Annotated in this window: 17 protein-coding genes and 1 riboswitch; of the genes, 5 read left to right on the top strand and 12 right to left on the bottom strand. The window is 75.2% G+C overall.

The genetic code is table 11. The features are described 5' to 3' along the window. Positions 1-5: 5 nt before the first annotated feature. From IG69_RS0101295 to IG69_RS0101280, 4 genes are read right to left on the bottom strand one after another with little or no spacing between them, the layout of a single operon-like run. The gene (locus tag IG69_RS0101295; protein ID WP_030526381.1) at positions 6-884 is read right to left on the bottom strand and encodes a sugar phosphate isomerase/epimerase family protein; all 879 of its coding nucleotides are present in this window, start codon (positions 882-884) and stop codon (positions 6-8) included. Next, on the bottom strand, positions 881-1,726 hold the full coding sequence (locus IG69_RS0101290; protein ID WP_051749993.1) for an ATP-binding cassette domain-containing protein: 846 nt from the start codon (positions 1,724-1,726) through the stop codon (positions 881-883). The genes IG69_RS0101295 and IG69_RS0101290 overlap by 4 nt, the downstream gene beginning before the upstream one ends. Next, positions 1,723-2,724: an ABC transporter permease gene (locus IG69_RS0101285; RefSeq protein WP_030526379.1), complete on the bottom strand. Its 1,002-nt coding sequence runs from the start codon at positions 2,722-2,724 to the stop codon at positions 1,723-1,725. Before IG69_RS0101285 ends, IG69_RS0101290 begins: the two co-directional genes overlap by 4 nt. Positions 2,725-2,735: 11 nt before the next feature. Beyond that, positions 2,736-3,788 carry a substrate-binding domain-containing protein gene (locus IG69_RS0101280; protein WP_051749992.1) on the bottom strand — a complete coding sequence of 351 codons (1,053 nt, stop codon included), beginning with the start codon at positions 3,786-3,788 and terminating at the stop codon, positions 2,736-2,738. 186 nt (positions 3,789-3,974) lie between these two features. Between IG69_RS0101280 and IG69_RS0101275 the strand changes: the two genes are divergently transcribed. Further along, positions 3,975-5,210, top strand: coding sequence for an ROK family transcriptional regulator (locus IG69_RS0101275; RefSeq protein WP_051749990.1), 1,236 nt, complete (start codon positions 3,975-3,977; stop codon positions 5,208-5,210). A 25-nt stretch (positions 5,211-5,235) separates the two neighbouring features. Here IG69_RS0101275 and IG69_RS0101270 read toward each other — a convergent pair whose 3' ends face one another. Beyond that, complete coding sequence (locus IG69_RS0101270; RefSeq protein ID WP_030526376.1) at positions 5,236-6,219, bottom strand: patatin-like phospholipase family protein; 984 nt, start codon at positions 6,217-6,219, stop codon at positions 5,236-5,238. Between the two features lie 74 nt (positions 6,220-6,293). Between IG69_RS0101270 and IG69_RS0101265 the strand changes: the two genes are divergently transcribed. Both IG69_RS0101265 and IG69_RS0101260 read left to right on the top strand, forming a co-directional pair. Further along, the gene (locus IG69_RS0101265) at positions 6,294-7,616 is read left to right on the top strand and encodes a cytochrome P450 (RefSeq protein ID WP_030526375.1); all 1,323 of its coding nucleotides are present in this window, start codon (positions 6,294-6,296) and stop codon (positions 7,614-7,616) included. A gap of 81 nt (positions 7,617-7,697) precedes the next feature. Further along, the gene (locus IG69_RS0101260) at positions 7,698-8,369 is read left to right on the top strand and encodes an AMIN-like domain-containing (lipo)protein (RefSeq protein ID WP_157577263.1); all 672 of its coding nucleotides are present in this window, start codon (positions 7,698-7,700) and stop codon (positions 8,367-8,369) included. 45 nt (positions 8,370-8,414) lie between these two features. On the opposite strand, the gene IG69_RS0101255 is transcribed toward IG69_RS0101260, so the two are convergent. After that, a complete protein-coding gene (locus tag IG69_RS0101255; protein WP_030526373.1) occupies positions 8,415-9,437 on the bottom strand; it encodes a GNAT family N-acetyltransferase in 1,023 nt (340 codons plus the stop codon). A 60-nt stretch (positions 9,438-9,497) separates the two neighbouring features. On the opposite strand from IG69_RS0101255, the gene IG69_RS0101250 reads away from it, so the two are divergent. Beyond that, on the top strand, positions 9,498-10,049 hold the full coding sequence (locus IG69_RS0101250; protein ID WP_211250946.1) for a DUF6328 family protein: 552 nt from the start codon (positions 9,498-9,500) through the stop codon (positions 10,047-10,049). An 81-nt stretch (positions 10,050-10,130) separates the two neighbouring features. Here the strand turns inward: IG69_RS0101250 and IG69_RS0101245 are convergent, their stop codons facing one another. Then, positions 10,131-11,210, bottom strand: coding sequence for an alpha/beta fold hydrolase (locus tag IG69_RS0101245; protein ID WP_030526371.1), 1,080 nt, complete (start codon positions 11,208-11,210; stop codon positions 10,131-10,133). A 182-nt stretch (positions 11,211-11,392) separates the two neighbouring features. Beyond that, positions 11,393-12,664 (bottom strand): ArgE/DapE family deacylase, encoded by a 1,272-nt coding sequence (locus tag IG69_RS0101240; protein ID WP_030526370.1) that lies wholly within the window; start codon positions 12,662-12,664, stop codon positions 11,393-11,395. Between the two features lie 92 nt (positions 12,665-12,756). On the opposite strand from IG69_RS0101240, the gene IG69_RS0101235 reads away from it, so the two are divergent. Next, positions 12,757-14,220: an MDR family MFS transporter gene (locus IG69_RS0101235; RefSeq protein WP_051749987.1), complete on the top strand. Its 1,464-nt coding sequence runs from the start codon at positions 12,757-12,759 to the stop codon at positions 14,218-14,220. A 131-nt stretch (positions 14,221-14,351) separates the two neighbouring features. On the opposite strand, the gene IG69_RS0101230 is transcribed toward IG69_RS0101235, so the two are convergent. The 4 genes from IG69_RS0101230 to IG69_RS0101215 all read right to left on the bottom strand — a co-directional run bounded on the left by IG69_RS0101230 (position 14,352) and on the right by IG69_RS0101215 (position 19,513). Beyond that, positions 14,352-15,041 (bottom strand): DUF5701 family protein, encoded by a 690-nt coding sequence (locus IG69_RS0101230; RefSeq protein WP_051749986.1) that lies wholly within the window; start codon positions 15,039-15,041, stop codon positions 14,352-14,354. A gap of 37 nt (positions 15,042-15,078) precedes the next feature. Beyond that, positions 15,079-16,338, bottom strand: a complete 1,260-nt coding sequence (locus IG69_RS0101225) for an MFS transporter (RefSeq protein WP_030526367.1) — start codon at positions 16,336-16,338, stop codon at positions 15,079-15,081. 234 nt (positions 16,339-16,572) lie between these two features. Next, entirely contained in the window at positions 16,573-18,813 is a 2,241-nt protein-coding gene (locus IG69_RS0101220) for an ATP-binding cassette domain-containing protein (protein ID WP_051749985.1), read from the bottom strand. A gap of 4 nt (positions 18,814-18,817) precedes the next feature. Then, positions 18,818-19,513 (bottom strand): ECF transporter S component, encoded by a 696-nt coding sequence (locus tag IG69_RS0101215; RefSeq protein ID WP_030526365.1) that lies wholly within the window; start codon positions 19,511-19,513, stop codon positions 18,818-18,820. A gap of 90 nt (positions 19,514-19,603) precedes the next feature. Beyond that, positions 19,604-19,707, bottom strand: a riboswitch (TPP riboswitch). Positions 19,708-19,769 lie beyond the last annotated feature (62 nt).

Raw genomic sequence — 19,769 nt, 5'->3', positions numbered from 1 at the left:
GCCCATCATCGCGCGACGGCGGCGTGGGCCCGGTCCAGGCCCGCCGTGAGGAAGCCGTGCGCCTCCCGCGCGAGGTCGGTGCCGTCGGACCAGAGGTTGCGCCAGATGGCCAGGTCGTTGCTCAGCCCCGGGGCGAGCACGGCCGACGAGAACGACTCGAAGGTCACCGGGCCGCGGTACCCGATGTCGGCGAGGGCCCCGAAGAAGCCCTCGAAGTCGAGGTGGCCGGAGCCGAGGTAGCCGCGGTGGTTCTCGCCGACGTGGACGTAGCCGAGGCGGTCGCCGACCTCGCGCACGGGGTCGCTCATCGAGTCCTCCTCGATGTTCATGTGGTACGTGTCCAGGTGCACCACGACGTTGTCCGCGCCGATGTCGTCGGCGAGGCGTACCGCGTCGCGTGCGGTGTTGACGACGTTGGTCTCGTAGCGGTTGCACACCTCGAGCCCGAGCGTGACGCCCCGGGCGGCCGCGTCGACGGCGAGGTCCTTGAGGACGGCGACGACGTTGGCCCGGCCCTTCGCGGTGAGCGGCGCGGCCGCCTTGCCGAAGGCGCTGTACAGCGCACCGGTCAGGACGGTGCCGCCGATGTCGGCCGTCACCGCGAGCGACTCCTGGAGCAGCTCGGCGCCGCGGGAGACGACGGCCGGGTCCTCGCTCGAGACGTCGGCATCCGGCGCGAGCCCCCGCGAGCAGGCGGCCTGCAGCCCGTGGGCCTCGAGGGCCGCCCGGGTGGCGGCGCGGTCGAGGTTGACCGAGTCGTGCAGCGAGAACTCGAGGAGGTCGAAGCCGGTCGCGGCGGTGCGCTCGACGGCGGCGGCGACGGACTCCGGGGAGGTGTCACCGACCCAGACGAGGGCGTGGATGCCGAGGGGGTTCGCGGTCACGGGGTGGGTCCTTCCGTCGGGGAGGCCGCGCCGGCGGGCACGGCCTCGTGGTCGCCCGGGCGGGCGCCGGTGATGAGGCCGACGATCTCGTCGCCGTCGGTCTGCGCTGTGCGGCGGCCGGCGACGCAGCGCCCGGCCCGCATGACCCAGACGGCGTCGCTGAGCCGCAGCACCTGGGCGAAGTTGTGGCTGATGAGGACGATCGCGTGGCCCTGCCCGCGCAGGTCCTCGACGAGCCGCTCGACCTTGGCGGTCTCCTGGACGCCGAGGGCGGCCGTCGGCTCGTCCATGATGATGAGCTTCGAGGCGAACCCGGCGGCCCGGCAGATGGCCACCGCCTGCCGCTGCCCACCGCTGAGGCGCCGCACCCGCGAGCCGACCGCGGGGACGTTGACCGCGAGGCCCGAGACCTTCTCGGCCGCGCCGGCGCGCATCGCCTTCCGGTCGAGGACGCGGAACGGCCCGACGCCGCGGGTCAGCTCGCGGTTGAGGTAGAGGTTCTGCCACACCGTGAGGTCCTCGACGAGCGCGAGGTTCTGGTGGACGGTCTCGATGCCCGCCTCGCGGGCGTCCTCGGGCGAGCGGAAGCCGGTGTCCGCGCCGTCGAACCGGATGGTGCCGGCGTCGGGCCGGTGGATCCCGCTGATGCAGCGGATGAGCGTGCTCTTGCCGGCGCCGTTGTCGCCGACGATCGCGGTGACCTCGCCGCGGCGGGCGTGCATCGTCACGTCGCGCAGCGCGCGGACCTGCCCGAACGAGAGGCTGACGTCGCGGACGTCGAGGAGTGCGTCGGCGGGGACGTCGTGGGCGAGGGGCGTCCCCGCGGTCTGGGTGCTGGTCACTTCTGGAACCTCGTGAGGAAGGCCGCCGCGACGACGACGACGCCGACGGACAGGGGCTGGTAGAACTGCGAGACCCCGAGCAGGGTCAGGCCATTGACGAGCGCCGTGAGCAGGAGCGCGCCGATGACCGGCCCGAGCACCGTGGCCCGTCCGCCGAAGAGGCTGACCCCGCCGAGGACGACCGCGGCGACGCTGTTGAGCAGGAAGGCGGTGTTGGCCGCGGGCTCGGCGGCGCCGACGCGGGCCACGAGGAGCACGGCCCCGACCCCGGCGAGCAGGCCGGCGATGACGTAGACCGCCGTCTTGACCCGGGCGGTGCGCACGCCGGTGGCGTTGGCCGCCTCGGCGTTGCCCCCGGTCGCGAGCACGTGGGTGCCGAACCGCGTGTGGAAGAGGACCACGTGCGCGCCGACGGCGATCGCCGCCGCGACGACCACCGAGTAGCCGATGATCCCGACCGACCCGGTCGACAGGCGCAGCAGCGGCGCGCTGATGATCGTCGCCGGCTTGCCGTCGGAGAGGACCAGGGCCAGCCCGGAGGCCGCGGAGAGCGACCCGAGGGTGACGATGAAGTCGGTGATCTTTCCGCGGGCGACGAGCAGGCCGTTCGCGAGCCCGACGAGGCCGCCGGCGACGACGGCCGCGACGACCGCGGGCAGCAGGCCGGCGCCGGAGGTGAAGACGATCCCGAGGACGACGGCCGCGAGGGTCATCGTCGACGCGATCGAGAGGTCGATGCCGCTCGTCGCGACGACGAAGGTCTGGCCCACGGCGAGGACGACGAGGATCGCGGCCGCGACGAGCATCGACTGGATGTTGCCCGCGCTGAGGAAGGTCGGGTTGAGCGCCTGGAAGACGACGACGAGGACGACGAGCCCGACGAGCGCGGCCCAGTCGGCCCAGTTCGCGACGTCGCGCCAGCCGGTGCGGGGGCGGGGGCCCGCCTCGTCCGCCGGCGGGGCGGACGAGGGGGCGGTGGACGACGGGGCGGGGGTCACGGTCGGGGCCGTCACTTGAGGAGCTCCGCGAACGGGTCGTCGTACGCCTCGCCCGGCTTGGGGGCGGCCGAGAGCGCGGCGTCGACGGTGTCCTTGGTGACGACCTGGACCGGCGCGTCGACCTTCTCGGGCAGCGTCTTGCCCTTCATCGCGGCCTCGCAGGCCTCGAGGCCCATCTTGCCGACGACGTAGGGGAACTGGGCGACGACGGCGTCGATGCCGCCGCTCTTGATCGCCTCGAACGCGTCCTTGTTGCCGTCGACGCTGATGACCTTGATCTGCCCGGTCTTGCCGGCGTTGGCGATCGCGCGGGCGATGCCCAGGCCCATGTCGTCGTTGGCGGCGAAGAAGCCCTTGAGGTCGGGGTTGGCGCGCATGATGTCGGTCGCCTTGGTCAGCGCGGTCTGGCGGTCCCAGTCGGCGGCGACGGTCTGGACGATGCTGACGTTGGCCGGCTTGCCGGCGGTGAAGCCGTCGAGCCGCGCGCCGCTCGTGACGTCACCGGAGATCCCGCCGACGAGGGCGACCGCGCCGCCGTCCGGCAGGAGGGTGCCCATCTGCTTCCCGGCGAGCTGCCCGGCGGCGTTGTTGTCGGTGCCGATGTAGGTCGCGATCTTCGCGCCCGCGGCCTTGGCGGCGTCCGCCTCGACCGGGCTGTCGATGTTGACGATCGGGACGTCCTTGGCCGCGATCTGCGCGATGCCCTGGACGAGGTTGGTGCCGGAGATCGGGTTGACGACGAAGCACTTGTAGTCCTGGCCGGCGAGCCCGGTCAGCTTGTCGGCCTGGCCGCTGGTGTCGGTGATGGCGGCGGCGGCCTGGATCGTCACGTCGGTGCCGTCGGCGCTCGCCTGGTCCTGGATGCCCTTCTCCATCGTCTGGAAGAACGGGTTGTCCAGGCCCTTGATGACCGCGGCCACCTTGCCGGTGGTGGCGGCGGACGAGCCGTCGGAGCCGGAGCCCGAGGCGGTGGAGGAGCCGCCGCACGCGGTGAGCGCGAGACCGAGGCCTCCGACCGTGGCGACGAGGACGAGCTGGCGGGCGGCGGTGCGTGCACGGGCCATGGGGGAGCCTCTCTTCGTTGAGCGGGCCGGCGTGGGGGCGTCCGGCGACTTTTGACAGTTGATCACCTATTTATGACTTGTGTCAAGCAAAAAGATCCTGCACTCTGGTAGAAATGACCACGGCGCGACGAGGCCCCTCGTCGCCGGCCCCCCGGACCGGGCCCGTGAGCGACGGCAGGAGCAGCGATGTCCACGACGACCGAGCCCGCGGGCCCCGTGGCCCTCCTCGGTCGCCCGGTGCGCCCCGCGGCCGCCCCCGGCTCCCCCGGCCAGGTCCTCGCCCTCGTCCGGGCGCACGGCGAGCTGACCCGGGCCGAGCTCGTCGAGCTGACCGGCACCTCCCGCTCCACCGTCGCCGCGCGCCTCGACGCCCTCGTCGACGCCGGCCTGCTCGCCGAGGTGACCCCCGTCGCGACGACCAGGGGACGCCCCCCGACCCGCTTCCGCTTCCGCGAGGAGGGCGGCGTCCTCGCGCTCGCCGACGCGGGGGCCACCGGGGTCCGCGTCGCCGTCACCGACCTCGGCGGGCGCATCCTCGACCAGCAGCGGCACGACCTCCCCGTCGGGATCGGGCCCGAGCCCTGGCTCACCGAGGTCCTCGGCCACCTCGACGACGCCCTGCGCCGCGTGGGCGTCACCCGGGCCGAGGTGCACGGCGTGGGCCTGGCCCTGCCCGGGCCGGTCGACGGGGACGCCGGCACGGTCGTCAGCCCGCCGATCATGACCGGCTGGGACCGCTTCCCCATCCGCGACTGGTTCGCCGAGCACCTGCCCTGCCCGGTCGTCGTCGAGAACGACGCCAACGCGATGGCCGTCGGCGAGCACCGCTCCGCCCATGCCGACCGCTCGTCGATGCTCCTGCTCAAGCTGGCGACCGGTGTCGGCGCGGGCCTGGTCATCGGCGGCTCGGTGTACCGCGGCTTCGACGGCGCCGCGGGCGACATCGGCCACATCCAGGTCACCGCGCCGGACGAGGGTCCGGCGCCCGCCTGCCGCTGCGGCAACACCGGGTGCATCGAGGCCTACGCCGGCGGCTGGGCGCTCATCCGCGACCTGCGCGCGGCCGGCCACGACGTCTCGTCCGTGCCCGAGGTCGTCGCGCTCGTCAAGGCCGGGGACCCGAGCGCCACCGCGCTGTCGCGGCGGGCGGGCCGCTTCATCGGGATCGCCCTGTCCGACGCTGTCAGCCTCCTCAACCCCGAGGTCGTCGTCATCGGGGGCGACCTCGCGGCCGCCGCCGACCACCTCTTCGCCGGGATCCGCGAGTCCGTCTACGCGCGTTCCCTCCCGCTGGCCACCCGCCGCCTGACGATCCTGCCCTCGAGCCAGGGCGACCTCGCCGGGCTGCACGGGCTCGCCGCGGCCGTGGCCGACCGCCTCTACGCCCCCGAGCGGGTCGACGCGATCGTCGCCGCCGGCTGACGCCGCGCGGTGCGCACCGGGTCCGTCAGTACCCGGCCTCGTCGAGGGCCCGCTCGGTCAGCTCGCGGCCGAGCGCGATCATCTCGGACGCCCGGTGGAAGTCCATCGTCCGGCAGGCGTCCGAGGGCACCGAGACGAGCACGTCCGGCGGGTTGCTGGCCATCCGGTAGCGGGTGATGAGCGCCGCCATCGTGTCGAACGAGCGGTTGAAGATCTCCATCGACGCGAGGTCCTTGGGCGCCGAGGTGTAACCGGGCGCCGAGGGCATCGCGGGGGAGCCGCCCTCGGTGACCGGCGCGACGTCCTCGGCGACGGCCTCACGGGCCGGGGCGTCGGTCGTCGTGTCGTGCGACCCGCCCCCGATGAGCGCCGACACGCGGTGGGTCAGCGACCGGACCGACCCGGCCACCGTGCTCGTGACGCCCGGCGAGCGCACCGGCGCGACCGGCATCCCGGTGCTGTGCCCGGCCTGCAGGCTGACCGCGACGGTGAGGTCGGACATCACGGCGGCGGTCGGCTCGATGGGCACCGGGTTCATCAGGCCGCCGTCGACGAGCAGCCGGCCGTCGACGACGATCGGCGTCACGAGGCTCGGGATGGCCACCGACGCGCGGATCGCCGTGGCCATCGGCCCGCGCTGGAACCACACCTCGCGGCGGTGGTTGAGGTCGGTCGCGACGGCGGTGAAGGGGATGGCGCAGTCCTCGATGAGCGTGCCGTCGAGGATCTCGCCGACCTTGGCGAAGATCCGCTCGGCCCGGATCGCCCCTCCCCCACCGAGGTTCATGTCGAGCAGCCGCCACACGTCGTACTGCGTGAGGCCGGTGACCCACTCCGTGTAGGCGTCCAGGCGCCCGGCCGCGGCGAGGCCCCCGACGAGCGCGCCCATCGAGGTGCCCGCGACGGCGACCACCTCGAACCCGCGCTCCTCGATGACCTGCAGCGCGCCGATGTGCGCGTACCCGCGTGCTCCGCCGGCGCCGAGCGCCAGGGCGACCCGTCGACCCATGGCGTCAGGGTACGTCGACCTCCCCCCGCGCCGCGGTCGTCGGCGCTAGCCTCGGCAGCGGGAGGAGGACCCCCATGGACGACGCCCGCGCGGCCCGACGCACCCCACCGGCCGACCCCGCCCTCCTGCCCCCCGGCCCGCGGCTGCCCCGGCTGGTCCAGAGCGTCGGGATGATGCGCTTCCGCCACCGCTGGGTGCCCTGGCTGCACCGCCGGTACGGGGAGGTCGTGACCGTCCGGCTCTTCCCGCGCGGCCGCAACATCGTCCTCGTCAGCGAGCCCGACGCCGTCCGCGACGTCTTCGCCGGCGACCCCGCCACCTTCCGGGCCGGCGAGGCCAACGCCATCCTCGGGCCGGTCATGGGCGAGCACTCGGTCCTGCTCGTCGACGGCGAGGAGCACCGGCGCGTCCGCCGCCTCCTCACGCCGGCCTTCTCCGGGCGGGCGCTGCGCGGGTACGCCGACCTCGTGACGGGCCTGGCCAAGACCGAGGTCGGCGCGTGGGCCCCCGGCGTCCCGTTCGCCGTCCTCGACCGGATGAACGCCGTGACGCTCGAGGTCATCCTCCGGGTGGTCTTCGGGGTCACCGACGAGAGCCGGCTCGCGCGGCTGCGGCCGCTGGTCCGCGAGCTCGTCGACGTCAGCCCGCTCGTGTTCCTCGGCTGGGCGATCCCCCGGTTGCGCCGGGTCGGGATGTGGCGGAGGGCGGTCGAGCGCACCCGCGCCCTCGACGCCCTGCTCCACGAGGAGATCGCCGAGCGGCGCGCGAGCCCCGACCTCGCCCTGCGCACCGACGTGCTCTCGACGCTGCTGCGCGTCGAGGTCGACGGCGAGCGCCTGACCGACGCCGAGCTGCGCGACCAGCTCGTCACCCTGCTCCTCGCCGGCCACGAGACGACGGCCACCGCGCTGGCCTGGACCCTCCACGAGATCGGCCTGCACCCGGGGCTGCGGGCGCGCGCCCGCGAGGCGGCCCGCACCGGGGACGACGACCTGCTCGAGGCCTTCGTCAAGGAGGCGATGCGGCTGCACCCGGTCATCCCGATGGTCGTGCGCGTGCTGCGCGAGCCGGCGCGCATCGGTGATGCCGACCTGCCGGCCGGCGCGACCGTCGGCGCGTCGGTGATCCTCGCGCACCGGCGCGCGGCGAGCCATCCCGACCCGGCGGCGTTCCGGCCCGACCGGTTCGTCGGCGGCCAGCCCGCACCGCACACGTGGATCCCCTTCGGCGGCGGCGCCCGCCGGTGCATCGGGGCGTCGTTCTCGCTGATGGAGGCCGTCGCGGTGCTGCGCGAGGTGCTCGTCGCGTACGACGTCGAGTCGGTGGCCCCGGAGGGTCCGTGGGTGCGGAACATCACGAGCGTCCCGCGACACGGCGCACGGATCACGGTGCGCTGAGCCCCGACCCGGGCCAAAGGTGCGAAGGTCCCACGCGGGGACCCTGCCGTCGAGGACGATGGGAGCGTGAAGGGAGGCGCCATGACGACACGACGCCGCACACCGACCGTCCGGACCCTCGGCGTGGGGGTGAGCGTGCTCGCGCTGGCCGCCGTCGCGGGCTGCTCCTCCGGCCCGGACGACCCGTCTCCCGCGTCGTCCTCGGCCGCCCCGACGGCGAGCACCTCGTCCTCCCCCACGGACTCCGCCTCGGCGAGCAGCTCGCCGTCCGAGAGCTCCTCGCCGAGCGCATCCGCCTCGCTTCCCGCCGGGTTCTCGCTCGACGAGCAGTCGACCGCCGACTGGCCCGCCCTCGGCGGACGGGTCGGCATCGGCATCGAGTCGCGCGTCGGCGGCCACGGCTCCTACGACCGCGTCGTCTACCAGTTCGCCCGCGACGGGGCGCCGAGCTACCGCGTCCACTACGTCGACGAGCCGATCCAGGACGGCAGCGGCGAGCGCAAGGACGTGGCCGGGGACGTCTGGCTCGAGGTGCTCGTCTCGACGGTCGACATGCCCGGCGAGTCGGCCCCGACCGCCGACGACCCCCTGCCGGAGACGCTGGAGGGCACCGGGATCGCGGCCGCACCGGCCATCTGGGGCGGCTTCGAGGGTGTCGGGCAGTCGTTCATCGGCCTGACCGGCGGCCAGCGACCGTTCAAGGTCTCGGTGCTGTCGAACCCGACGCGGCTCGTCGTCGACGTCGCCCGCTGAGGGGGCGGGTCACGGTGGCGCGTCGCGGCGCGCCACCCCGACGCGTCAGAGGTCGAGGTCCTGGTGCCAGGACTGCGTCCGGTAGTCGGTGACCCAGCCCATCGAGGAGTAGAGGCCGTCGGCGCCCGTCGGGCTGTCGGCGTCGACCTCGAGCCCGACCCGGTTGCGGCCCCGGCGCGCCGCGTCGCCGATGACCTGGTGCAGGAGTGCCTTGGCCACGCCGCGGCCGCGCGCGTCGCGGTGCACCCCGATGTAGTCGACGTAGCTGCCGGGGATGCCGTCGGCGTCCGGGCGCAGCACCGACGAGACGACGGCACCGGCCGGCACCGGCCCGTCCGGACCCTCGACCGTGGCGAGCCACCAGTGGTCCCAGCGGTGCCCCGGGTCCTCGCGCAGCCGCATGACGAACTCGGGGAAGCTCTCGCGGTAGGAGCTGAAGTGGTCCTGGAAGGACTCCTCGAGCACCCGGTGCACGGCCTGCAGGTCCTGGGCGAGCGGCAGGCCGTCGTCGTGGCGGTCGACCGGACGCACGGTGACGCCCTCGCGCGGCCCGGGCAGGCTGCTCGCCTCCTCGGAGGACACGGGGCGGGTCATCTGCAGCCAGGTCCGCGTGTGCCGGTAGCCGGCCGCGGCGAGCCAGCGCTGCTGGCGGGGGTCGTCGGCGTAGGCGCCGGAGTCGAGCAGCGTCGTGCGCAGCCCGCGCATCCGGCCGATGTCGCGGGCGTAGCGCTCGCCGGCGGCGAACAGGTGGCCGGCCAGCTCGTCGGCCGCGTCGTGGTCGGGCGCGACGGTGACCTCGACGAGCGTGCGCCCCGCGGCGCGGTCGTGCACCGACAGCCAGGCGAGCAGCCGGCCGTCGCCGTCCTCGACGAGCACCTGGCGACGCGTCCACGAGCCGGTGCCGGCCAGCTGGACGACGACCGCCTCCGGGTCGGCGCCGGCGGAGCCCTTGGCCGCCTGCTGGTGCGCGGCGAGGAGGGCCGTGACGGCGGGCGCGTCGTCCGCCTCCGGCCGTCGGGTGAGGTAGTGCTCGGGCAGTCCGTCGATCGTCACCTCGGCGTGGCTCATCCCCCCACTCTCCCATCCCCCGGTCCTAGGCTGAGGGGCCGCCGAGCGAGGGAGTGGTCGATGGGGAGCGGACACGGTCGTGGCGGACGCGACGCGACGCCGTCGCGGCGCACCCTGGCGCGCAACTGGGACGAGCTGCTCCAGGAGATCCGGGTCACGCAGACCGGCGTCCAGATCCTCACCGGGTTCCTGCTCACCGTGCCGTTCTCGGCGCGCTTCGACCAGCTGACGGGTTTCCAGCGCACGACGTACCTCGCCGTCCTCGCGGGGTCGGTGCTGACGACCGGGCTGGTCGTCGCCCCGGTCGCCTTCCACCGGATGCTCTTCCGGCAGCGGCGGCGCGAGCTCCTCGTCGAGTCGGCCAACCGGTTCGCCATCGCCGGGCTCGCGATGCTCGGGCTCACGGTGAGCGGGGTCGTGCTGCTCGTCGTCGACATCACGCTCGGCACCCGGCCGGCCCTGGTCGGCGGCGGGTCGGTGCTGGCCGTCCTCGTCGTCCTCTGGTTCACCCTGCCGTTCCTCGCGGCCCGGCTCGGCGACACCCCGCGCAACCCCCCGCCCGACGGCGACGACGACCACACCGACGACCGCGAAGGCACCGACGACCGCTGACCCCCACCTCACCGCGAACGTGTGTGAAACCGCCGGGGATCACCGGCGGTTTCACACGCGTTCGCGGTGAGAGAGGGCGGGTCAGACGGGGGTGTCGAGGAGCTCGCGCAGGTGGGCGTCGACCTCGTCCAGATAGGACTGCTCGAAGCCGAACAGCCCGAAGTGGCCGGCGATGCTGTGCAGCATCCGCACCTCCGCGCCCGGCGTCATCGCGGCCTCGGGCTCGCAGTCGCGCGGCGGGAAGAACATGTCCTGCTCGATCGGCATGACGAAGACCTTGGCCGTGACGCGCGCGAGCGCCGCCGCGAGGTCGCCGTCGGCGTTGCGGGCGACGTCGCCGCGCTGCCACTTCCAGCCCATCGACAGCAGCGCGTTCGGGTCCATCATCGTGAAGAGGGTCCGCGTGAAGTTCTGCTGGAACTCCTCGTAGGTCGAGAACTCCAGGCCCTCGGCGATCGGCGGGATGCCCTTCCAGAACTCCGTCTTCCAGAAGTCGGTCGTCAGCCCCATCGTCGCCCAGATGTCGGCGTGCCGGGTCAGGCCGTCGCGCACCTCCTCGTGCGAGGCGTACTCGCCGCCGTTCCAGCCGGGGTCGGAGGTGATGGCGTCCATGAGCGTCTGGGTGAAGAGCGCGTCGTGCGGCGTGTTCTGCGCCGTTCCGGCGATCGGCGCGGCCCGCAGCACCTTGTCGGGGTAGCGAACGGCCCACTCCCACGTCTGCTGGGCGCCCATCGAGCCACCGACGACGAGCGCGAACCGCTCGACGCCGTAGTGCTCGCGCATCAGCTGCTCCTGCGCGCGGACGTCGTCGCCGATGCGGACCTGCGGGAAGCGCGACATCGCGATGGACGGGTCGTCGGTCGTGTGCGGCGAGGTCGAGAGGCCGTTGCCGATCTGATTGACGACCGCGATGAACCACTTGGTCGGGTCGAGGGCGCGGCCCTCGCCGATGTACACCTGCCACCACGTCGCGTGCGTCCCGGAGAACCACGTCGGCACGAGGATCGCGTTGTCCCTCGCCTCGTTGAGCTCGCCGAAGGTCGCGACGGCCAGCTGGAGGTCGGGGATGACGCCGCCCTCCTCGAGCTCGAAGCGGCCGATCGACCGCAGCTCGTACGGCCCCTGCATCTCGGGCGTGTAGAACGGGTTCTCCAGGGGCATGGCGGGGCCTCTCGTCGCGACGTTGCTGACCGGACCCACGCTAGGCGGCACGCGCCCCGGGCGGAACCCCCGGACGCGGCCGGTCCTGTCGCGAACGCGTGTGGAACCGCCGGGGGTCCCCGGCGGTGACACACACGTTCGCGGGGAGGTGGGGGGTCCGGGGGGGGGAGGGGGTCAAAGGGTCAGGGGGCGGGGGTGGTGAGCCGGCGGACGGCGAGGACGCAGAGCGCGCGGGTGACCTCGACGAGCTCGCCGAGGTCGACCGACTCCCGCGGCGAGTGCGCGAGCCGGACGTCGCCGGGGCCGTACTGGAGCGTCGGCACCCCGGCCGCCGCGTAGAGGCGCAGGTCCGAGCCGTAGGGGGCACCACCGGCCACGGGTCGCACCGCCCCGACGGCCTCGGCGGCGTCCGCCACCTCGTCGGCCAGCGGATGGCCCGCCGGCAGCCGCCCGGACGCGAACGCCCCGCCGGGCCAGGTGACGACGGGCGCATGCTCCCGCAGCCACGGGTCGCCGGCGGCCGCCTCGGCCACGCACCGCTCGAAGGTGTCGCGGGCGGCCTGCGGGTCCTCGCCGAGCGCCACGCCGTAGCGGCCCTCGGCGACCAGCAGGTCGGGCACGCTGCTCGCCCAGTCGCCCGCCCGCACCGTGCCGACCGACAACGCGTACGGCAGGCGCGACCCCGCGAAGAGCGCGTCGGCGTCGCGGTTGCGCTCGGCCTCGAGGCGGCGCAGGGCGTCGTGGACGACCCCGAAGGTGTCGAGGGCCGAGACCCCCTCGAGCCGCGTGCTGCCGTGGGCCGCGAGCCCGCCGACCTCGAGCCGGAAGGTCAGCGCGCCGGCGTTCGCGGTGAGCAACCGGCCGCCGGTCGGCTCGGTGATGACGACCGCATCTCCCGTGTGCCCGCGCCGCAGCGTCGCGAAGGCGCCGAGCCCGCCGTCCTCCTCACCGACGACCGAGTGCACCGCGAGCCGGCGCTCCAGGCGAACCCCGGAGCGGTGCAGCGCCGCCGCCACCGCGAGGTTCGCGACGAGCCCGGCCTTCATGTCGCACGCGCCGCGCCCGTGCAGCCGACCGTCGCGCACGACCGCCCCGAACGGGTCGTCGCGCCAGGCGCCGGGGTCGCCGACCGGCACGACGTCGACGTGCCCGTTGAGCACGAGCCCCGGCACGCCGGTCCCGGGTGTCGTCCCGACCAGGCCCCAGGCCTCGGAGCGCGGCGCCTCGAGGCCGGGGAAGCCGGGGGCGGCGAGCAGCGCGGGCAGGTCCTCCGACCAGAGGTCGACCTCGAGCCCGGCGCGCTCGAACCATCCGGCGAGCAGGTGCTGCGCCTCGGACTCGGCCCCGCTCCCGGTGACGCTCGGCACGCGCACGAGGTCGACCAGCGAGGTGACGAGGGCGTCCTCGTCGAGGGCGTCGAGGACCCGGCGCTCGACGTCGGTCGGGGTGCTCACGGCGGCACGCTAGCCCCGCCCGCGCCGTCTCCGCAGGTGGGACCACGTCCGGACCCCGGAATGTCACCGCCCGGCGACGGGTTGGCCCTGCGGTGACGTCCTCCTCCGCCACCCGCGTCCCCCGCTCGGCCGTCGGCCTGCGCTCCGAGCGGGGGCCGGTCCTCCTCGGCGTCATGCTCTCGACCGGCCTCGTGGCCATCGACTCGACGATCCTCGCGACCGCCGTGCCCGCCGTCGTCGGCGACCTCGGCGGCCTCTCGCAGTTCCCGTGGCTGTTCTCGATCTACGTCCTCGCGCAGGCCGTGTCGGTGCCGGTCTACGGCAAGGTCGCCGACCTCCTCGGGCGCAAGAACGTCATGCTCGTCGGGGTCGTGCTCTTCGTCGTCGGCTCGCTGCTGTGCGGCGTCGCCTGGTCGATGGGCTCGCTCGTCGCCTTCCGGGCCGTCCAGGGCCTCGGCGCCGGGGCCATCCAGCCGATCGGGATGACGATCATCGGCGACATCTACTCCGTCGCCGAGCGCGCGACCGTCCAGGGGTACGTCGCCTCGGTGTGGGCGGTCAGCTCGCTCGTCGGCCCGACCCTCGGCGGGTTCTTCTCCGAGGCGCTCTCGTGGCGGTGGATCTTCTTCGTCAACCTCCCGCTCGGCGCCGCCTCCGGCTGGATGCTCTGGCGCCGCTTCAGCGAGTCGCCGCGACCCGTCACCGCGCGCCCGCGCATCGACTGGGCGGGCTCCCTGCTGCTCCTCGTCGGCACCGTGGCCCTCCTCGTCGGGCTGCTCGAGGGCGGCGTCCTCTGGTCGTGGGGCTCGCCGGTGAGCATCGGGCTGTTCGTCGGCGCCGCCGTGGTCCTCGCCGCCTTCGTCGTCGTCGAGCGCAACGCGGCCGAGCCGGTGCTCCCCCTGTGGGTCTTCCGCGACCGGGTCGTCGGCGGCGCGATGCTCGTCTCGCTCGTCGTCGGCATCATGCTGCTCGGCCTCACCTCCTACGTCCCCCTCTACGCGCAGGGCGTTCTCGGCGCGGGCGCCATCGTCGCCGGGTTCGCGCTCGCCGCGATGACGCTCGGCTGGCCGGTTGCCGCGTCGACGTCCGGACGCCTCTACCTGCGCCTGGGCTTCCGCGCGACGATGCTCATCGGCTCGGTCCTCGCGGTCGCCGGGTCGGCGCTGCTGCTGACCGTCGGCCCGGACAGCTCGGTGTGGCAGCTGGCCGCCGCCTGCCTCGTCCTCGGCCTCGGCTTCGGCTACGTCGCGAGCCCGTCCCTCGTCGCCGCCCAGTCGGCCGTGCCGTGGCACCAGCGCGGGGTCGCCACGAGCGCGTCGATCTTCGCGCGCTCCGTCGGCAGCGCGGTCGGCGTCGCGGCCTTCGGCGCGGTGGCCAACACGGTCGTCCGCGACCGCCTCGGGAGCACCCCGAGCGACCTCGAGTCGCTGCCGTCGGGCGTCCTCGCCCCGGCGCTCGGGGCCGTCTTCGTCGCCGCCGCGGCGGTCTCGGTGACGATGCTCCTCGCGTCCTTCGTCATGCCGCGCACGGTCCACGAGGCCGGCCCCGAGGGGTGAGACGCACGCCACGCCGGTGACGCGCGCGGCCATTCCACGGCGGACGAGCCGCGCGGGAGTACGTTTGCGGTGCAGGGGAACCGGGCGCGGCGCTGGAGTAGGGACCGGCTCCGCGCCCGGCCCCTGTGTGGTCAGGCCCGCCGGCTCCCGGCGGAGGCGACCCCCAGCCACGAGTGGGGGTTGCCGTCCCAGCACCAGCCGAGCTTCGGCGCCCGCTCGCTGATCCACATCGCCGGCACCCGCCGGTCCCCACGGCGCGAGCCGGACAGCATGAAGCAGCGGTTCTTCTCGAGCAGCCCGGGTGCGTGGGTGACGACCGCGACGCCCTCCTCGACGGTCAGCGGCGTCCGACCGCGGCCGAGGACGACCGGCAGCGCCTCCTCGGGACGCACGCCGCAGAACTCCTCGCCCCGGTCGACGTCGAGCAGCAGGTAGGCGTCCGGGGCCGGCAGGACCACCGGCTCGATCGGCCGGTAGGGCGTGAGCCCCTCGGGTCCGTGGTTGTGGTCGACGACGCCGGGCCGGGTGCCCCGCGGAGCGAGCCGCAGCAGCGGCACCGTGCGCTCGGGGTCGACGACGGCGGCGGTGACGACGAGGACGAGCGGGGCGTGCCCCGGGGCGGCGTCGGGCAGCGGGTCGAGCCCTGCGGCGACCGTGCGCAGGGGCTCGAGGCGGGCGGTGAAGTCGGCCTCGCTCTCACCGGCGAGCGCCGGGTAGCCGAGGCGGAGCAGGGTCTCGACCTGGTGGTCGAGGAGGGCGAGCGCGGTGGACGGAGCGGTCTGGACGGCGATGGCGGACCTCCCGGGTCGGTGAGCGGCCATCGTCCAACGCGCCCCGCCGCGGCGTGGTTCCCTGCGGTCAGGCCGTCGAGGACCCCAGCCGGCGCACCGGATGGGTCTCGCGCGCCCGGACCCACGGCACGACCGCGAGCAGCGTGATGGCCCCGGTGACGCCGAAGGCCAGACCGAAGCTGCCGTGGTCGACGAGGGTGCCGGCGAGCACCGGGCCGATGATCGCGCCGGTGTCCGAGGCCATCTGGAAGGCGGCGAGGGCCGGGCCGCCGTTGCGCTCGCGGCCGACCACGTCGGCGAGCGAGGCCTGCTGCGCCGGGTTGAGCGCCCCCGCCCCGAGCCCGGCGACGACCGAGAACGCGACGAGGAGCGGCAGGTTGGTGGCGAGGCCGGTGCCGAGGGTCGCGAGGCCGGAGACGAGCAGGCCGCCGATGATGAACGGCTTGCGCCCGATGCGGTCCGAGGTGCGACCGGCCACCGTCAGCCCGACGGCGTTGCCGGCCGCGAAGACCGCGAGGGCCGTGCCCGCGACGAGCGACTGGTGCGTCTCGCGCGTGGCGGGGTCGAGGGACTGGTCGACGATGACGGCGGCGGCGAAGAGCGGGAGGATCGCGTTGCGGACGCCGAAGTTCGCCCAGCCGTTGGCGAACGCCGAGACGACCGAGGCCTTGTAGGCGCTGTCGCGCCAGCCGTCGCGCACGGTCATCATCGGCAGGACCGGCGCCCCCTCCGCCGGGCGGAGCGAGGCGTCCTTGAGGAAGACGAAGACGATGGTCGCCGCGAGCAGCAGGGCCGCCGCGTAGACGAGGAACGGCACCCGCAGCCCGAGACCGCCGAGCAGGCCGCCGACGACCGGGCCGCCGACCCCACCGATGAGGAAGGCCGAGGCGTACGCCGACGACACCCGCGCGCGGATCGAGGGCGGCGCCAGGCGGACGATGAGCGCCACGGCGGAGACGGTGAACATCACCGAGCCGATGCCGCCGAGACCCCGGAACAGCAGCAGCTGCCAGTACGAGCCGGCGAACGCCGTCGCGCCGGTCGACACGGCGACGACGAGGAGTCCGGTGAGGTAGATGGGGCGTTCGCCGAGCCGGCCGATGAGCCGGCCGCCCGCGGGGGCGAAGACGAGCCGGAAGAACGCGAAGGCGCTGACGACCACGCTGCTCGCCGTCGCGCCGACGCCGAAGCTCTGCGCGAACCCCGGCAGGACCGGGGTGATGAGGCCAAAGCCCAGGGCGATGACGAAGGCCGCCGCGATGAGGACCCAGATCTCACGGGGGATGCGGACACGCGCCTCGGGGGCGCTCACGGGCTCGGCGGACACGAGGGTCCAGTATGCCCGCGCCCACCGACGGTGGCGGGGCCGCGGTCGCTGCGACCGCGGCCCCGTCTGTCGTGGCCGCCGGGGCCCTCGTGGACCCGGGCGGCTCCTGCACCCGCGAGGTGGTCTCGACAGCACCTCGCGCCCCCGAGCATGCCCGGGCACCGGGCCGCGCGTCCAGACCCCGCCCGGCATCTTGACCGGTTCTTGCCGCGGCGACGACCGCGGCCCGGCCGGTCAGCGCGCGAGGACCGCGGCGGCCACCGGCAGGGCCGCCGCCGCGAGCAGCACGGTGTCGCGCAGCCGCCAGGGCGCCGGCGCCCACCACGTCCGGCGGCGGGCCGTCGCGAAGCCGCGGGCGTCCATCGCCACGGCGAGCTCGACGGCGGCACCGAGCGTGCGCACGAGGAGTCCGGTCGTCGAGGCCGCGAGGTGGCGCGCGACCTCGCCCGGGCGGGTCGGCCGCACCCCCAGCCCCCGGACCCGGCGGGCCCGGCCGATCTCGGTCCAGACGGCCCCGAAGGTGTGGACACGCTGCAGCGCGGCGGCCGTGGCGACGACCGGGCGGTCGGGCAGGTGGAGGCGCTGGGCGAGGTGGTCGCCGAGGCGGTCGGGGTCGACCCACGGCAGGAGCACGGCCGACGGCACGACGATGACGAGCACCCGCAGGGCGACGGTGAGGGCGGTGTCGACGTCGTGCCCGGCCAGCCACCACGTCGACCAGCCGGTCGACAGCGCGGCCAGCGCCCCCGGCACGGTGCGCAGGAGGACCCGGCGGGCCCGGCCGGCCGGTGCCCGGCCCGGACCCGGGGCCGCGAGCGCCACGACGGCGAGCAGCACCTGCACCGCGAGCACCGCGAGGGAGGTGCTCCAGTGCGGGGAGACCACGCCCGCCGGGATGCCGAGCATCGCGCCGGCGAGGAGCGCGAGCGGGCCGCAGCGCGCGGCGAGCGGCACGCGCGTCGACGGCTCCTGCGGCGGGCGCGGCGGCGCGGCGAGGTGGTGGACCCGGTCGGCCCGGGCGACGACCTCGGCGTCGTGGGTGGCCGCGACGACCGCTCCCCCGGCGGCGCGGTGGGCGGCGACGAGGCCGACGACGGCGGCCCACGTGTGCCGGTCCTGGCCCACGGTCGGCTCGTCGGCGAGGAGCACGGGCGGGCCGTGGTGGAGCGCGGCGGCGACGGCGAGGCGGCGCTGCTCGCCGCCGGAGAGGTGGCGCGGGTCGGCCGCGGCGAGCGGTGCGAGCCCGAGGGCGTCGAGGAGGGCGAGGGCGCGGGCCTCCTCGGCGGGCCCCTGACGGCCGAGGGCGCGGGAGGTCGTGAGCACCTCGTCGAGGACGGTGCGGGCGACGAGCGTGGAGCTCGCCCACTGCGGCACCCACGCGAGGCGGGCGGCGAGGGCCGGGGCGCCGAGGCGCCGGGGGTCGGCGGCGTGCTCGCCGGCACCCAGCCGGACGGCGCCGTCGGGCACGGGGTCGAGGAAGCCGGCGAGCGCGGCGAGGACCGTCGACTTGCCCGAGCCGCTCGGGCCGACGAGGACGGTGAGGTCGCCGGGGGACGCCCCCAGCGGCTCGTCGAGCGTGGCGGCCCGGAGGGTGCGGGTCGAGCCGTCGACGAGGCGCACCGTGCGGTCCACGGCGAGCGGGTCGGCGGTGAGGGCGGCGCCGGCGGTCGAGGGGACGGCGGCGAGCAGCCCGGGGTCGACCTCGAGGGGGGCGGGCGCGGGCTCGTCGGGGACCCAGAGGCCCATCGCGAGCAGCACGTCGCGCTGCGTGTCCAGCACCTCCTCGACCGGGCCGTCGGCGACGACGCGGCCGTCGGCGGAGAGCACGACGAGGCGGTCGACGAGGGGGACCCACGGGCCGAGCACGTGCTCGACGACGACGAGCGTGCGGGGGTCGTCGGCCGACAGGGCGGCGACGGCGGCCCGCACCTCGGCGGCGCAGGCGGGGTCGAGCATCGCGGTCGGCTCGTCGAGGAGGACGAGGGAGGGGTCGAGGGCGAGCGTGCCGGCGAGGGCGAGCCGCTGGGTCTGCCCGCCCGACAGCGCCGACGTGGGGGTGTCGAGGGGCAGGTCGCCGAGGCCGACGGCGGTCAGCGAGCGCTCGACGACGGCGGGCATCCCGGCCGGGTCCGCGCCGACGTTCTCGAGGCCGAACGCGACGTCGCGCCCGACGCTCGCGGCGACGACGCCGCTGCCGGGCTCCTGGAGGACGAGCCCGACGGCGCCGGGGCGGTCGCCGGGGGCGACGCCGTCGAGGGTGACGTCCCCCTCCAGGTCGCCCGGCTCGAGCGAGCCGAGCATCCCCGTGAGGGCGCGCAGCAGGGTGGACTTGCCCGCCCCGGACGCCCCGGCGAGCAGGACCCGCTCGCCGGGGCGCAGGGTGAGCGTCACGTCGCGCAGCACGGGCTCGCGCCGGCCGACGGGTCGCCAGGTGAGCCCGGCCACCTCGACGTGGCCGCGGCGCGCGGTGCGCACGGTGTCAGACAGCCCGGGCCTCCCGGACCTCCTGGCCGGCCGGGAACGCCGACAGCGCCCCCGCCCGGGCCAGCTGCCGGGTGAGCAGCCACCCGACCCCGCCGGCGATGACCGCGCCCGAGACCCCGAGCGCGCCGAGGTAGGCGATCTTGTCGCGCAGGACGAGCTCGGCGTACCAGCCGCCGCCGCCGGCGAGGGAGCCGAGGACCGGCAGGTCGGCCCACGAGGCGGGGAACTTGACGACCTCGAACACCCACTCGAGCGGCGCCGAGAGGGCGCCGGCGAGCATCGCCGCGCCGGGACCCCACGCCTTGTAGCCGAGCAGCGCGAACGCGAGCTCGGCGCCGAGGCCCTGGAGGACGCCGCTGACGAGCGTGCTCGCGCCCCACTGGGTGCCGGGGAGCATCGAGACGAGCGCGGCGACGACCTCGCAGAAGAGGGCGGCGCCGGGCCGGCGGACGACGAGCCCGCCGACGACGCCGGCGAGGAACCAGGTGCCGGCGAACAGCCCGGTCAGCGGGACGTACGCGACGGTGACGAGCTTGCTCAGGGGCTCGTAGGCGAAGGCCCAGCCCCAGAAGACGATGCCGAACGCGGCACCGAGGAACGCGACGGTGATGATGTCGACGGTGCGCCAGGACGCCAGGCGCCCGGTCGCGGTGACGGATCGACGCGCGGGCGCGTCGGTGGTGATGGCCATGTGCAGTGCTTCTCCCGTGGTCGGTGTGCGACCTCGGGGAGGGGTGACCCGCCGGCGCGCGGCCCCGGAGGGCCGGCGACGACGGAGCACACCTGAGATTTCCCGACTTCCTCCACCGGTGCTAACCGGATCAGGTTCGAGGGTCTGCGGTCGGACCGCACTCTCAGCGCCTGGGCGCTCCCCTGTCGTTGGACCCCCCGAGCATATCCCCGCGCGCACTAGAGTGGCGAGGACCGGTCGGGCAGCCGCCTGACCT

The organism is Phycicoccus jejuensis, from assembly GCF_000720925.1.
Classification (GTDB): domain Bacteria; phylum Actinomycetota; class Actinomycetes; order Actinomycetales; family Dermatophilaceae; genus Phycicoccus; species Phycicoccus jejuensis.
Note: the sequence above shows the minus strand (reverse complement) of the source record. Positions and strands in the feature narration are given on the sequence as shown.

Coding starts and splice junctions, on each gene's coding strand:
- IG69_RS0101280 (WP_051749992.1), bottom strand. CDS start 3,788: ATGGCCCGTGCACGCACCGCCGCCCGCCAGCTCGTCCTCGTCGCCACG.
- IG69_RS0101275 (WP_051749990.1), top strand. CDS start 3,975: ATGTCCACGACGACCGAGCCCGCGGGCCCCGTGGCCCTCCTCGGTCGC.
- IG69_RS0101270 (WP_030526376.1), bottom strand. CDS start 6,219: ATGGGTCGACGGGTCGCCCTGGCGCTCGGCGCCGGCGGAGCACGCGGG.
- IG69_RS0101265 (WP_030526375.1), top strand. CDS start 6,294: ATGGACGACGCCCGCGCGGCCCGACGCACCCCACCGGCCGACCCCGCC.
- IG69_RS0101260 (WP_157577263.1), top strand. CDS start 7,698: ATGACGACACGACGCCGCACACCGACCGTCCGGACCCTCGGCGTGGGG.
- IG69_RS0101255 (WP_030526373.1), bottom strand. CDS start 9,437: ATGAGCCACGCCGAGGTGACGATCGACGGACTGCCCGAGCACTACCTC.
- IG69_RS0101250 (WP_211250946.1), top strand. CDS start 9,498: ATGGGGAGCGGACACGGTCGTGGCGGACGCGACGCGACGCCGTCGCGG.
- IG69_RS0101245 (WP_030526371.1), bottom strand. CDS start 11,210: ATGCCCCTGGAGAACCCGTTCTACACGCCCGAGATGCAGGGGCCGTAC.
- IG69_RS0101230 (WP_051749986.1), bottom strand. CDS start 15,041: ATGGCCGCTCACCGACCCGGGAGGTCCGCCATCGCCGTCCAGACCGCT.
- IG69_RS0101215 (WP_030526365.1), bottom strand. CDS start 19,513: ATGGCCATCACCACCGACGCGCCCGCGCGTCGATCCGTCACCGCGACC.